Source organism: Lachnoclostridium sp. An169, from assembly GCF_002160525.1.
In the GTDB taxonomy this organism is placed as follows: Bacteria; Bacillota; Clostridia; order Lachnospirales; family Lachnospiraceae; genus Mediterraneibacter; species Mediterraneibacter cottocaccae.
The window spans coordinates 67,119-81,637 of sequence record NZ_NFKT01000017.1 but is presented as its reverse complement, the minus strand read 5'-3'; the positions used below and the strand labels follow the sequence as shown (position 1 = coordinate 81,637).

General features: G+C 51.5%; 13 protein-coding genes. 9 read left to right on the top strand and 4 right to left on the bottom strand.

Features of this window, described 5'->3' with window-relative positions; translation table 11 throughout:
- Positions 1–22: 22 nt before the first annotated feature.
- Positions 23–904, bottom strand: a complete 882-nt coding sequence (locus B5F07_RS12865; protein ID WP_087161691.1) for a LysR family transcriptional regulator — start codon at positions 902–904, stop codon at positions 23–25.
- 201 nt (positions 905–1,105) lie between these two features.
- Between B5F07_RS12865 and B5F07_RS12860 the strand changes: the two genes are divergently transcribed.
- Complete coding sequence (locus B5F07_RS12860; protein WP_242972524.1) at positions 1,106–1,843, top strand: GDSL-type esterase/lipase family protein; 738 nt, start codon at positions 1,106–1,108, stop codon at positions 1,841–1,843.
- A 35-nt stretch (positions 1,844–1,878) separates the two neighbouring features.
- Here the strand turns inward: B5F07_RS12860 and B5F07_RS12855 are convergent, their stop codons facing one another.
- Positions 1,879–2,454, bottom strand: a complete 576-nt coding sequence (locus B5F07_RS12855) for an anti-sigma-I factor RsgI family protein (RefSeq protein ID WP_442911415.1) — start codon at positions 2,452–2,454, stop codon at positions 1,879–1,881.
- A 206-nt stretch (positions 2,455–2,660) separates the two neighbouring features.
- A complete protein-coding gene (locus tag B5F07_RS12845; protein ID WP_087161689.1) occupies positions 2,661–2,990 on the bottom strand; it encodes a hypothetical protein in 330 nt (109 codons plus the stop codon).
- A gap of 305 nt (positions 2,991–3,295) precedes the next feature.
- Here B5F07_RS12845 and B5F07_RS12840 point away from each other — a divergent pair, with 305 nt between their 5' ends.
- The 8 genes from B5F07_RS12840 to B5F07_RS12805 all read left to right on the top strand — a co-directional run bounded on the left by B5F07_RS12840 (position 3,296) and on the right by B5F07_RS12805 (position 13,608).
- Entirely contained in the window at positions 3,296–4,993 is a 1,698-nt protein-coding gene (locus B5F07_RS12840; RefSeq protein ID WP_087161688.1) for an AAA family ATPase, read from the top strand.
- Positions 4,984–6,231 carry an SPFH domain-containing protein gene (locus B5F07_RS12835; RefSeq protein WP_087161687.1) on the top strand — a complete coding sequence of 416 codons (1,248 nt, stop codon included), beginning with the start codon at positions 4,984–4,986 and terminating at the stop codon, positions 6,229–6,231. Before B5F07_RS12840 ends, B5F07_RS12835 begins: the two co-directional genes overlap by 10 nt.
- A gap of 81 nt (positions 6,232–6,312) precedes the next feature.
- The gene (locus B5F07_RS12830) at positions 6,313–7,404 is read left to right on the top strand and encodes a hypothetical protein (RefSeq protein ID WP_087161686.1); all 1,092 of its coding nucleotides are present in this window, start codon (positions 6,313–6,315) and stop codon (positions 7,402–7,404) included.
- 14 nt (positions 7,405–7,418) lie between these two features.
- Positions 7,419–8,318 carry a TPM domain-containing protein gene (locus B5F07_RS12825; RefSeq protein ID WP_242972523.1) on the top strand — a complete coding sequence of 300 codons (900 nt, stop codon included), beginning with the start codon at positions 7,419–7,421 and terminating at the stop codon, positions 8,316–8,318.
- A 28-nt stretch (positions 8,319–8,346) separates the two neighbouring features.
- A complete protein-coding gene (locus B5F07_RS12820; protein WP_087161685.1) occupies positions 8,347–9,030 on the top strand; it encodes a response regulator transcription factor in 684 nt (227 codons plus the stop codon).
- A gap of 14 nt (positions 9,031–9,044) precedes the next feature.
- Complete coding sequence (locus B5F07_RS12815) at positions 9,045–10,100, top strand: sensor histidine kinase (protein ID WP_087161684.1); 1,056 nt, start codon at positions 9,045–9,047, stop codon at positions 10,098–10,100.
- A gap of 119 nt (positions 10,101–10,219) precedes the next feature.
- The gene (locus B5F07_RS12810) at positions 10,220–10,903 is read left to right on the top strand and encodes an ABC transporter ATP-binding protein (RefSeq protein WP_087161710.1); all 684 of its coding nucleotides are present in this window, start codon (positions 10,220–10,222) and stop codon (positions 10,901–10,903) included.
- Complete coding sequence (locus B5F07_RS12805) at positions 10,900–13,608, top strand: FtsX-like permease family protein (protein WP_087161683.1); 2,709 nt, start codon at positions 10,900–10,902, stop codon at positions 13,606–13,608. The genes B5F07_RS12810 and B5F07_RS12805 overlap by 4 nt, the downstream gene beginning before the upstream one ends.
- Here B5F07_RS12805 and B5F07_RS12800 read toward each other — a convergent pair.
- The gene (locus B5F07_RS12800) at positions 13,605–14,453 is read right to left on the bottom strand and encodes a MerR family transcriptional regulator (protein WP_162613130.1); all 849 of its coding nucleotides are present in this window, start codon (positions 14,451–14,453) and stop codon (positions 13,605–13,607) included. The two genes, B5F07_RS12805 and B5F07_RS12800, sit on opposite strands and share 4 nt — an antisense overlap.
- Positions 14,454–14,519 lie beyond the last annotated feature (66 nt).

Here is a 14,519-nt window from a genome sequence, read left to right as displayed (position 1 = left end):
GCTGCCGGACCAGAAAAGCGGATCAGTTCCGTTTCCCCAGACCGGAGAAATAGCGGATCAGAAATTCTTTAAATTCCAGAGTTGACGGGGAGAGATAGCGGCGGCTGTCCCATTTCAGGATGATGTGGCGGATACATTCCAGATTCCGGACCGGGAGGAGACGGATGGAATCATCTTCCAGACCGGACCAGGTCAGTTCCGGAATAAATGCGATCCCCAGATTCAGGTGGAGCAGGCTGCGAAGGGTGGAGGGACTGTCGCTTTCAAAGACTACGTTGGGAACAAATCCGCACAGATGGCAGTAGTAGTCTGTAATGTTGGAAAGCCCCATTCCTTTCTGCAGACTGATAAACGGTTCTTCTTTTAATTCAGACAGATCTACGGAGGTTTCCCCTGCAAGTCTGTGGGTAGAGGGCAGGGCGATGAGGATATTTTCCCGGAGCAGGGAACAGCAGTCTGTACCGGATGCCGGACTTAAGGAGGACTCAATGGTAAAGTCGTGCTCGGCGGAAGACACGGAAGCAGTACCGGACTGACTCACGGAAAAGCGTACTCCGGGATGGGACTGGCTGTATGTCTGCAGAATCTCCGGAAGAAGTTTCGAGGCGGCTTTGACGCAGAGGGAGATGGAAGGTGCCTTGTTTGTATTGGCCTCTTCAAGCTCACGGCGGGCATTGTCCAGGCTGCAGAATATTTCCCGGACATGCCGGAGGAGAATTTCTCCGTTTCGGTTCAGACGGATATTTTTACCGATATGGTCAAAAAGCGGATATCCCAGTTCTTTCTCAAGAGCGTGGATATTCTTGCTCAAAGCGGGCTGCGAGATGGAGAGCATCTGCGCGGCCTTTGTGATGTGCGAAAGTTCTGCGGCGGCTTTAAACTGTTCCAGCTGATATAATTCCATGGCGTCCTCCTTGCTGACCGTATTGTGCGGGCAGACCTCATGAATGGGTCAAATATATAACTATGTGAATATAAATATATAAAAAAATATAATTTTACAGAATGATAAAATTATTATATTCTTTTTATAAGAACCGTGTCAATGAGAAGATAGAGACATGGGATATAAAGAGAATTCCAAAAGCGGGAGGAGACGGAAGAAATGAATCTTATGGAATTAAACGATCCGGAGAAACTGGAAAAAGTCACACGTGAGGAACTTCTGCAGATGATTTCCGGCATGGGACAGTCTATGTTGGAACGGAGCAGAATGGAGCAGAAGGAGAAAGTCCGTTCCTACCGGGATCTGAACCAGAGAGCCGTGAAGGGACAGATTCTGTTTACCGGTTCTTCCCTGATGGAGCAGTTCCCGGTCAATGAGATCGCCATGAGCGACGGCCACAGCGAAATTATTTACAACAGGGGAATCGGCGGGACGAATACGGATGATTTCCTGGAGGAGATCGACACGGTGCTGCTGGATCTTAAGCCGTCGAAGCTTTTCATCAATATCGGGACAAACGACATGAATGAGCGCCAGGACGGAAAAGACTGGGAGGAACATCTTCTGGATAATTATGACAAGATCATGACTATCATAAATGAGCGCCTGCCGGAGACGAAAGTCTATGTCATGGCATACTATCCGGTCAATCCGGAGGTGAATCCGCAGATGGCAGCCTATATGCTGCGCACACGCACCAATGAAGCTGTGAACCGGGTTAATGGAGAAGTCAGGAAACTGGCGGAGAAACATGGGTTTGAGTATATTGACGTAAATGACGGAATAAAGGATGAGGAAGGAAAGCTGCGGAGTGATCTTTCCAAAGAGGGAATGCATATGTATGCAGCAGCGTACCAGATTATTTATGATGCGTTGAAACCATATCTCTGGGACTGAGAAAAAGTGAGAATAGAAAGAATCGGGACACGGAGTCAATGATGACTGCCGTGTCCGTTTTCATGTCCTCTGCTGGAATTCCCGGAAGTTTCTACAGAACCATCATTGCTGCAGGAACCGGGAATATCCCCGGCATTGTCGGGATCCCCGGCACTGTCAGAAGGTTTGGAGTACTCTTCAATGAGATCCAGGATTTCCCTCATGGACAGATCCCGGACATCATCGGCTGTGACGGCCGGATCCAGCTCCTGGAGTCTGAGAAATGCCTGATATTTGCCAAAAGACATGCCGCATTCGTGGGCGTCGTGCATTTCTGTCACATCCCCGGAATGGCACCGGACATTTTCCTGATCAGAGACGCAGGACTCCACATTTTCCAGAATCGTGCTGCTCTGAGATTCGGATTTCCCGGCAACGGTCAGAGACATGACGGCGTCACCGGAGAGATAGCTTTCAACCGTCTCGTCTTCAAGAAGCTGTTCGATGGCGTCCTGGTAATCCAGAAAACGGATATTCAGGGAAGCGGCGAGAGCAGTCCCGTCATCATTATATCCCTCCACGGAAATAATGCGGTCAAAGCGGTTCACCCCAAGTTCAAGAGACGGATTGATGTCGATTCAGGAACACAGTCTGAAATATGTCCTCTGTGTCAGCATAATTTTTCAGATGGACCATGCAGATACGGCGGACCGTATCCGCATACAGATCCATTGCTCTTTTTGCTTCCGCCTCGCTTCGCATAACCCTTTTCGCAACCCCCTCTGATTTTTGCGGCTGTCTGAGGAAAGGGACAGTTCCGCTCCACCTGCCGTGTGGTTTATCTGTGACCGTAACTGTGATGCCCCTGTCCGCCATGATGCATTCCGTTCTGAAGACTGCTTTCTGTCCCCGAGCCGCAGTAATTGTAGTGATGAGTCTGAGCGTGGGTGCCCGCGTAGTCACAGACGCCGTCCCCGTTGCTGTCTGCAAAGCAGTGCCCTGCATTCAGACAGTATTCACAGACCTGGGAGGAAGTGTTTCCCGGGCTCCCCGCAGCCGGGGAACTGTTCTGACGGTACTGCTGGCCGAACCCGGCAGCCAGCACGGTGGCGCCTCCAAGTACTGCGACACATGCTGTCACAGCGATTCCTGCAACAATTTTCTTCATAATGAATCCCTCCTGAGTGATAACGGTACATTTGTTTTTCCTGTTTCACTATGAATACGATTCACAGGGAAGGTTTCATTCATCAATTACAAAAAAACAGAAAATGACTGCAACAATATAATATCACAGAAGAAGCTGGGAGGATCTATCTTTTGTAAAAATCAGCGGACGTAGTTTATTTTGATGGAAAATTTATACGCCGCATGTTAGAATTGTAATAAATCAGGTCCGGGCGTGACACTGAAGATATGGTAAAGTGCTGATTGAGGCGGTTGTGTAACCATGTCTGGAAGGGAGGTCTTTTTATGCCTTGGAAGCCGTTGCCGATAGGGGTAGATGATTTCAGAAAACTGATAGAAGGCGGATATTATTTCGCAGATAAGACGCTGTTTATCAAACAGCTTCTGGATATGAAAGGCGAGGTAAATCTCTTTACCCGTCCCCGCCGATTCGGAAAGAGTCTGAATATGAGCATGCTCCGGTATTTTTTTGAAAAGAGCAAAAGCGATTATGGAGCTCTTTTCCGGGGATTAAAAATTATGGATGCAGGCGACCGGTATCTTGCGTATATGAACCGGTATCCGGTGATCATGCTTTCGTTTAAATCTATGAAGCAGCCCTCTTTCCATCTTTCTTTTGAGATGATGAAACGGGCGTTGGGAGAAGAGTATTCGCGTCACTGGGAAGATGTGGAAATCAGCGGGAAACTGACAGAGGCCGAGACAGCCCGGTATTTACGGATACGTGATCTTGGGGGTGAAGATGCTGACTATGCAGATGCACTGAAATTCCTGTCAGAGTGCCTGTATAAATGTATGGGACAAAAGGCGGTTATTCTGATCGACGAATACGATGTCCCTCTGGAAAACGCCTTTTTCTGTGGATTTTATGATGAGATGATCGATGTGATCCGATCCCTTTTCGAGTCAGCCCTTAAGACCAACGGAAATCTTGAGTTTGCAGTCGTGACGGGATGTCTGCGGATCAGTAAGGAATCGGTTTTTACCGGGTTAAATAATCTTGCCATTAATTCGGTCATAACGGAGCTTTATTCAGAACAGTTTGGCTTTACTCCGGAAGAAGTAAGGCAGATTCTGAAAGAGTATGGCCTGGAGGATAAAATGGGGGATGTACAGGCATGGTATGACGGATATCAGTTCGGCAGTACGGAAGTGTATAATCCATGGAGCGTGATCAATTATGTGGCATCCACTTATGAAAGCAAAAACATTCTGCCAAAGCCATACTGGTCTAATACCAGTTCAAACAGTATTGTCCGCCTGCTTATTGAACGTGCAGATCTTTCTGCAAAGCAGGAGATCGAGGCTCTGATCGCGGGAGAGACGATCAGGAAACCGGTTCATGAAGATATCACCTATGAGGATATTGAATCCACCCAGGACAATCTCTGGAATTTTCTGTTTTTCACCGGATATCTGAAAAAGGTCAGTGAACATCAGGAAGAGGAGATTCTGTATCTTGAGCTGGCAATCCCGAACCGGGAAGTCCGGTATATTTATAAGACTACAGTGCTCAGATGGTTTGAGGATAAGACGAAGGAAAAAGATCTGACGCCGCTCTTTGAGAGTATTCTCAATGGAGATACCGGGAAAATGGAAGAAATTCTCTCTGAAAATCTGATGGAGACGATCAGTTTTTATGATTATCAGGAGAGTTATTATCACGGTTTTCTTGCCGGTATGCTGAAAAATATCGGCAGTTATATTGTATTGTCGAACCGGGAGTCCGGAAAGGGCAGACCGGATATTCTGCTGAAGTATCCGAGCGTCAGAGGCAAGGCTGTGATCCTGGAAATCAAGGTCGCGAAGACATATCAGGAAATGGGGCAGAAGTGTGAAGAAGCTCTGGAACAGATCCGCACGCAGGATTACGAAGCAGAACTCCGGCAGGAGGGCTATCAGAATATATTAAAATACGGAGTTACATTTTACAGAAAAGAGTGCATGGTAAAGGAAGAGAAAGGAGAGCAGCAATGGGATTGATCAAAGCAGCGGCAGGAGCAGTCGGGGGAACTCTGGCAGATCAGTGGAAAGAATTCTTCTACTGTGAGGCCCTGGACAGTGACGTTATGGTCACGAAAGGAAGAAAGAGGACCGGAGGACGCTCCTCCAACACAAAAGGGGATGACAACATTATCACAAGCGGTTCCGGTATCGCGGTGGCGGACGGACAGTGCATGATCATCGTGGATCAGGGGAAAGTCGTGGAGGCCTGCGCCGAGCCGGGAGAGTTCACTTATGACGCGTCTGCCGAGCCCACGGTGTTTTCGGGAAATCTGGGAGACTCGCTGGATGCGGTGCTTGACACGATCCGGAAGAGATTTTCCTATGGCGGAAGCACAGGACGCGACCAGAGAGTCTACTATATTAACACCAAGGAACTGGTGGACAACAAGTTTGGAACGCCCAATCCGGTGCCTTTCCGTGTGGTGGACCAGAATATCGGACTGGATATCGATGTGTCCATCCGCTGCAGCGGCGTCTATTCCTACCGGATCGCCAATCCGCTCCTTTTCTATGAAAATGTGTGCGGAAATGTGGAGCAGGATTACCGGAGAGAAGAGATTGCCACGCAGCTGAAGGCGGAATTTATCAGCGCACTGCAGCCTGCTTTTGCCAGGATTTCGGCCATGGGAATCCGTCCCAGCGCGATCCCGGGACATGTCCAGGAGCTTTCCGACGCCATGAACGAGGCGCTTACGGAAAAATGGCGGAAGATCCGGGGGCTTGCCGTGGTGTCGGTAGCCATCAGTTCACTGACCCTGCCGGATGAGGATGCAGAGATGATCAAGCAGGCACAGCGCATGTCAATTCTGCGAAACCCGTCCATGGCGGCGGCAGCCATGACCGGCGCCCAGGCGGACGCAATGAAAGCTGCGGCGTCCAACAGCGCCGGGGCAATGTCCGGATTCATGGGAATGGGAATGGCGTCCAAGGCGGGCGGCGTAGATGTGCAGCAGCTCTATCAGATGGGAGCGCAGCAGCAGGCAGCCGGGCAGACACAGTACGGCGGATCTGCACAGACGCCGGGAAACGGCGCCGGACAGCCAGACGGACAGCAGGGCACCTGGCGCTGTAACTGCGGTGCAGTAAACGAGCTTGCGTGGAAGTTCTGCACCAACTGCGGAAGCCCCAGACCGGCGCAGGGATGGATCTGTACATGCGGCGCCCGGAATACGGGGAAATTCTGCACGGAGTGCGGAAAACCGCGTCCCGTATGACAGGGAACACGGATCTGCGTGAAAGAAAACGGAGGCTCCGGCAGCCGGAAAGCGGCTTCTTTATGAGGAGGAATAACACAGATGTCTGAATTATTTGAATACAAGTGCCCGTGCTGTGGAGGGGCGATTTCCTTTGACAGTACGGCGCAGAAAATGAAATGCCCGTACTGCGATACCGAGTTCGACGCGGAGGCGCTGAAAAAATATGACGAAGAGCTTCAGAAGGAAACCGACGACGACGGCGGGATGGAGTGGAAAGAAAAGCCGGGAAGCCGGTGGCAGGAAGGAGAGGCAGAGGGGATACATGTGTATGTCTGCCAGTCCTGCGGAGGGGAGATTGTCTGTGACGATACGACAGCCGCGGCCAGATGTCCGTACTGCGACAATCCGGTGGTGATGAAAGGACAGTTTGCAGATGAGCTGAAACCGGATTATGTGATCCCGTTCAAATTGGATAAGAATGCGGCAAAACAGGGATTTTTAAATCATCTGAAAGGAAAGAAGCTCCTGCCGAAAGTGTTCCGGGATGAGAGTCATATCGATGAGATTAAAGGGATCTATGTGCCTTTCTGGCTTTTTGACGCAGATGCAGATGCGGATATCCGCTATAAGGCAACCAGGGTGAAAAGCTGGAGCGACAGTGACTATACCTATACGAAAACCAGTTACTATGCAGTATACAGAAGCGGCAGGATCGGTTTTCAGCGGGTGCCGGTGGATGGATCCTCCAAGATGGCAGATGAACTGATGGAGTCGGTGGAACCCTATGATTTCCGGGATGCGGTTGACTTTCAGACCGCTTATCTGGCGGGTTATCTGGCGGACCGGTACGATGTGACGGAAGAACAGAGCGTGGACCGGGCAAATCAGCGGATCAGAAAGAGTACAGAGCAGGCTTTTGCTTCTACGGTGAAGGGGTATGCCACGGTTGTGCCGGAACATACATCCGTCCGTCTGGACAACAGCGCGGCAAAATACGCGCTCTACCCGGTATGGATTTTAAATACGACCTGGAAAGGGGAGAAGTACGTCTTTGCCATGAACGGGCAGACGGGGAAATTCGTGGGAAACCTGCCGTTGGATAAGACGGCTTATATGAAATGGTTTTTGGGTCTTGGAGGAATATTTGCAGCAGCGGCATTTGCAGTAAACTGGCTGCTCTGGTTCATATAGGGAGGGCACAGAAGATGAAAGAAAGATCACTTACATATCCCGGAAGGCGCCTGGCAGCTGCCGCTTTTGCCCTGGCAGCAATATCTGCCGCCCTGATCCTTACGGATGGAACTTTTCCCGAAAATACTGTCCTGACGGCATATGCGGAGACAGTGGGGGAATATTCTCTGGAGGGGGAGATGCCGGAAGAAAGGCAGCTTCCCCGTCTGGTGGACAATGCGGACCTGCTGACAGAGGAAGAAGAGTCGGAACTGCTTGCCGAACTTGATGAGATCAGCGAGCGCCAGGCGTTTGATGTGGCGGTTGTCACTGTGGACAGTCTGGAAGGGAGGACACCCCGGGAGTATGCGGATGATTTTTATGATTATAACGGATACGGCATGGGACCCGGCAATGACGGAGCCCTTCTGCTGATCAGCATGGAGGCGCGGGACTGGTATATCACCACAGCAGGATACGGCATCACTGCGCTGACAGATGACGGTCTGGAATATATTTCAGACGAGATTGTGCCGTATCTGAGTGATGGGGAATATAAAGAGGCGTTTGAGACTTATGCCAGGCTGTGTGATGAGTTTGTCACAGAGGCGAGATCAGGCCATCCTTATAAGGGGGATCATATGCCGAGAGGTTCTTTTAACTGGGCGGTGGCGCTGCTGATTTCTCTTGTGATTGGAGGAATCGCGTCGGCTGTTGCAGTGGAAACGATGCGGAGCCGGCTGAAAACCGTCCGGCCCCGGGGGTCTGCCGCAGATTATGTGAGGCCGGGGAGCATGGTTCTGGTAAGACAGGAAGACTGTTTCCTGCATGCGTCTGTGAGCAGGCGGGCGAGACCGAAGGATACGGGGTCCGGTTCCAGTACGCACCGGTCCTCATCCGGAGTAAGCCACGGCGGAAGAGGGGGAAAATTCTAGGGCTGTATCTGTCTGGAGAGGAAAAAACATGAAGGAGACAACGACGATTCTTATCCTTGAGGATGATGTACAGATGAATGAGGCGCTCAGACTCAGTCTGGGGAAAGCCGGCTATGATGCAGTGCAGGCGTTTGACAGTTATCAGGCGGAGAAAATCCTGCAGGACTGCTCTTCACGCAGGCTGCCCGCTCTTCTTCTGGCTGATGTGAACCTTCCGGGAGAATCCGGTATCTCTTTCTGCCGTAGGATACGGCAGAAATACCCGGTCCCGGTTATCTTTCTGACTGCGCGGGACGAGGAGAGGGATATCCTGGAAGGCTATGAGGCAGGATGCGAAGAATATGTAACCAAACCGGTTTCTCCGAAAGTGCTGGTCAAAAAGATCGGAGCTGTGCTCCGGAGAAATCCGGAGCTCCTGACGTATCGGGAGCTTAGTATCGATAAGGACGGACGCAGAGTATGGAGAAACCGGGAGGAGATCTGTCTGACGGCCAGAGAGTGGAAGGTGCTTATGCTTCTTGCAGAGAACCGGGGACGGATCATAACGAAGGAAACCCTGCTTGAAAAAGTGTGGGATGCGGAAGGAAACTTTGTGGATGACCATGCGGTGACAGTGGTGATCAACCGCCTGCGGAAGAAACTGGAGCCTGATCCGGGAAAGCCGGTATATATACGGAACATTTTCGGTGTGGGTTACACGTTCGGGGAGTGAGATGAGGTGGAAAGATGGAGAAAGAAAAGCGGATATCACATATTGTTACAGAATGGATGGTCCCGGTGCTCACTTCAGCATCCGGGGCTTTCTGTGCTGTTCTTCTGATCCTGCAGGGACAGTGGGGGCCGCTGCTGCTTTTCCTGGCTGCGCTGGCGGGCGCGGGATTCCTATTCCGGCACAGCAGGAGAGAGTATGCCCGGGAACTGGAGACGCTCTCGGATCTGGCAGAACAGATTCTGGAGAAAAAAACGCTGCATATGGGAACGGAAGACGTCAGAAAGCGCAGTGCTGAGACTATGGAAGGGAAAATTATAAACCAGCTCGTGCGGCTGGATGAGATGAACCGGGGAGTACAGACAGCACTGGAACAGGAGAGGGACGGGATCCGGGAAATGATCGCGGAAGTTGCCCACCAGGTCAAAAATCCTCTCGCCAATATGGAAGCCTGGCTGGAACTTCTCAGGGATCAGGAGGATTCTGCGGAGCCGCGGCAATGTCTGGACGCCGTGGCGGATTCGGAAAAGAAGATCCGCTTCCTGATTGAAAAATTCATCACCGCCGCAAGACTGGAAAACCGCGTTATCCAGATAAGAAAAGCGGATACGGATCTGAAAGAAACGGTCGCCCGGGCGGTGTTTCAGGTATATAAAAAGGCGGAGGAAAAACATATTTTTATCGAGATCTGCCAGGAGGGAAAACGGCCTGTTCTCGTGCCGCACGACAGAAACTGGATCTGCGAGGGCATTTACAATCTTCTGGACAACAGCATAAAGTATTCTCCCAGAGATTCACGGATCACGGTACTTCTGCGGAAAAATGAGATGTTTACCGAGATCCGTGTGGACGATGAGGGATGTGGTATCCGGGAAGGAGAAGAGAACAGGATTTTCCAGATGTTCTGCCGGGGAGAAAATGTAAATGGCGAAGAAGGCTACGGAATGGGACTTTTTATCACCCGGGAGATCGTGAAGAAGCATGACGGATTCATGAAAGTAAGGCGCAGGGAGAGGGGACTTTCCATGTCTGTCTATCTGCCGGAGGGAACGAAGGGCATGTCTGAAAAATGAACGGACATGCTTTTTTTGTTACTCTTTTGAGAGATTTATCTGTTATGATGCAGGGGAGAAAGCAGAGAGTGGATATTTGCTCTCGGAAATCAGAAGGAAGACAGGAGGAGCAGAAAGGCATGATTATCGCAGAGACAAGAAATCTGAAAAAGACGTACCGGACGGGGAGCACCAGTGTATATGCCCTGCGGGGCGTGGATCTGTCCATAGAAGAAGGAACATTTGCCGCTATCGTGGGCGCCTCCGGAAGCGGGAAATCGACACTTTTGAATCTCCTGGGCGCCCTGGACACGCCGACTGAGGGAGAAGTACAGATCCGGGGGTGTTCCCTGGCAGAGCTGAACCAGGAGGAGAGGACCATCTTCCGGAGGAGGAACATCGGATTTGTTTTTCAGAATTATAACCTGATTCCCGTGCTCAGCGTCTATGAGAATATTGTTCTGCCCCTGAAACTGGACGGCAGGAAGACTGACCGGGAATTTACAGACCAGATGATCGAGTCCCTGGGACTGAAGGAGAAGCGGTATCAGATGCCGAATACGCTTTCAGGGGGACAGCAGCAGAGAGTTGCCGTGGCAAGAGCATTAATTACACGCCCTGCGATTGTGTTGGCAGATGAACCTACAGGAAATCTGGATTCCCATACAGGGATGGAAGTGATTGCTCTCATGAAAGGAATGGCAGAGAAATATTTTCAGACTCTGGCAGTGGTGACTCATAACGAAGAGATCGCCCAGATAGCGGACCGGATCATCCGTATCGAGGACGGCAGGATCTGCGGGAACGGGGAGGAGTGCGCATGAAGGTGAGAAATAATAACCGGACAGTCATAAAAGAACTTGCCCGGGCGTATTACCTTGGAAATAAAAGGAAGAACCGTATCCTGACCGCAGCGGCTGCCATGGCGGTGTTCCTGCTCTATGCGGCATTTTCCATTGCATATGGGAAGATCCGTGCCGATTATCTGATCGACGTGAGGGGGATGGGAACCGTAGCATCCGTTTCTCTGGAAAATGGCAGCAGGCGGCAGTACGAGGCCATGAGAAAACTTTCCTATCTGGAGGATGTAGGCGTGAAGAAGAACGCAGGTACCGGAAGATATGAGGGGACGGAGACGACTGCCGGGGATGGAGAAAACAGCGGAACGCCGGGCGGCGCCTGGGAAGGCAATCTGGTCTTTCTGGATGAGACAGCCTATGAAAAGCTGATGCTCCCGGCATATACGGATGTAGCAGGGCATTATCCCAGGCAGGCGGATGAGATCATGTTCCCTGTGCGGATTCTGGAACAGATGGGGATCACAGAACCGGAGACAGGAATGGAGATTACACTGCAGGTGGAGACGGAGGGCGTGAGCATCCCCGGAGGGGAGCAGGGTGATACTGCATGCGATATACATATGGAATTCACTCTGTCCGGATACTATACGGATTATATCGATGCCTCCGTCTCCGAGCCGGAAGCTTATATTTCAGAAGCCTTTCTGGAAAGGGAAGGAATTGCGATATTCCCCGCGGACCGTATCATGGCGTCGTCGGGAGTCTCTGAGGATGGCAGGAGCGTTGAGAGCCGGGTGTATACCGATGTCCCCATGGAATATGAATCACAGCAGGCTTTCGGTGAGAATCCCATGGCCAGACAGAGCGTGGAAGGTGTGTTCGGAAGTGTTACGATCGCAGGCGGGTGCGGGATCGTTGTGGTCCTGTGTATGTTTCTGCTGATCTTCAATGTCATCGCCGTATCCCTGGGGCGGGATATCCGCCAGTATGGGATGCTCAAAGTGCTCGGGGCGACGAACCGCCAGTTAAAACAGGTTGTATACCGCCAGAATATGAAAAATGCTCTGCAGGGGAGTGCCATCGGGGCTGTCTTTGCAGCTGCGGCTGTGAAACTTTTCCTCTCCCGGGTGCTTGCCGGGCTGTTCCTGGAAGGACTGGGCCCTAGCGACGTGGACGGATTTTATCCGGTGTTTCTTTTCCTGGCTGCCGGATCTGTTCTGGCGGTATCCTGGCTGGCGGGAAGTCTGGCTGTCCGGCGGGTGATACGTTGGGAGCCTGTGGATTCTATCCGGTATGTGGAGGCGGACGTTCCGCGGAAGAAGCAGACGGTATCTTCGGAAGAAGGAACCGGAATGACTGGGCTTGCCTGGAGGAATGTGACAAGGTCGAGAAAACGGCTTGCTGTGAGCATCCTGTCCCTGGCTGTGGGAGGCGTTACGGCGCTTGGAGCCGCGGTGATCACAAGGGGTGTGGATATTACGAACCGGTTAGAGCAGGATCCGGATTTTCAGCTCGGGATCCTCTCCGGCATCGCCAGATTTCCCGAGCTGGTGCCGGAGAAGATCAACGATGATACTCCGGTACTGCCCCCGGAGATCCTGGACGATGTCCTGCAGATGGATGGCGTTGTGCCGGAGAGTGTGAAAGTGACGGCGGGCAGTTATGCGCTCATCGACCTTTCCGCAGACGAGGCCCTCGCCCCGAAGAGAAAATCTCTGGAGAATCCGGAAAAGACACTGGACTTTGCCACACTGCAGGTTGTCGGGAAGGAGGAGGCGGAAAGCCTGGCACAATATATATCCGAATATGGGAAAGAATACGGGCTTTCCGTGGACACAGAGACATTTCTTGACGGAAGGGGATGCATCCTTCTGCATCACCGGGAACTGTCCCGGGAGCTGGAGATTCAGGCGGGGAAAACCGTGGACATGCCGGTTCATTTCTATTCTCTGGAGGCATACGGTCAAGGCAAAACTTCGGAATCTGCAGGGAGTGCCGCTTCTGGAGAAAAAGAGGAAAAGGGAAGCCTGCTCTGCTCCGGTTACCTGGATATGACGGCGAAGCATTTTCCGGTACTGCAGACTACCAGTGTGGGAAATAATATCAGCTATTTCATCATGACGGAGAAGGCTTTCGCCAGTCTGGGTTTTCCGGAAAAATATTTTGATCTGTCTTTTGATGTTTCTGAAAGGGAGCGGACCCGGGTGAACCAAAGCCTCACACAGGTGATACAGAAGGCAAACCGGGAGAGCGGAATTATGGATACCTTCTACCTGACGCCAGGGTATGAACTTCTTGAGGCGGAACAGAACCGGATTCGCACGGCAAATACACTGCTCGGAGGTTTAAGCCTTCTGCTCACTGCCATCGGTATTATGAATTTCGCCAATACCCTTGCAGCAGGATTCGCTTTCCGGAGAAGAGAACTTGCGGTCATGGAGAGTATCGGCATGACGAGAGGGCAGATGCGCAGGATGCTCCTCATGGAAGGCGCGTATTACTGGGGGATTGTCATGTGCGTCCTGCTGACGGTCGGAAGCGTGAGCGCCTGGCTCCTGGGAGAGGCGGTGCGGATGAAACTGGCGTATTTCCGGTTCTTCTATCCCTGGCAGACCATGCTCGCCCTGGCAGCCGGGATGGTGGCGGTCTGCTTTGTATGTGTATGGAATGTTTACCGGGCGGACAGGGAGAGGAGCACGGCGGAGAAACTGAGACAGAATGTTTATTAATTCCGGCACCGGACGGATATCCGTGTCAGATAATCTTCCTCCCGGGCGGAGAGTTCATCCAGGACTGCTTCCTTATATACGAATTCTCCGGTAAGGAGTCCCTGCCGGTCCACATATTCCAACAGGGTGCGGAAGGCTTCTTCCGAGGCGTAATAGTCTCCCCGCAGATAGACCGCCGCATAGGTTCCGGCTTCCTTCCGGTGAACGTCTATGTGGCGGGGGATTTTTTCAGGGGGCAGCTTCGTTTTTGTGAAGAAATATGCATATGTCTCGCAGTCCCCCTCTCTCAGGGAGGAGACGGGCATCATAGCCCCGTAAGGATGTCCGGAATTGAGGTGTGCCTGGCTGCAGGAGGCGATGTGACTGCAGAGCACGGAAAAGATCCGGTCGTGATCGTTACTGTAGAGAGGATCGCTTAAAACCAGGAATTCCTCTTCCTCACAGGTCTCCAGAAAAACTTCTGAGAGATCTGTGACGTCTTCAAGTTCTTCTGCCCGGGCCAGAAGAGAGAGCTTTGTGTCAATGACCGTCTGAATGCGGCTGAGCTGTTCGAGTTCAGCCGCTACTTTTTTCTGCTGTTCTTCAAGGAGACGGCGGATGTCTGCGGGATCCCGGTGGCTGATATACTCCCGGATCTCTTTGAGCGGCATGCCCAGTTCTTTCAGACAGGTGATGGTGAAAAATACATCGCACTGGTTCTCGCTGTAATAGCGGTATCCTTTTTCATCTGTATAAGCGGGTGAAAAGAGTCCGATCTCATCATAGTGGAAAAGAGTTCTCTTGTTTGTGCCGCATAATCTGGCAAAGTCTCCTGTCTTTATGCATGGATTATTGAATTTTTGCATATTATTTGCCCTCTTTTCTGCATATTTATACATTTTCTTCTTGACTATACCGTAACGTTATACTTT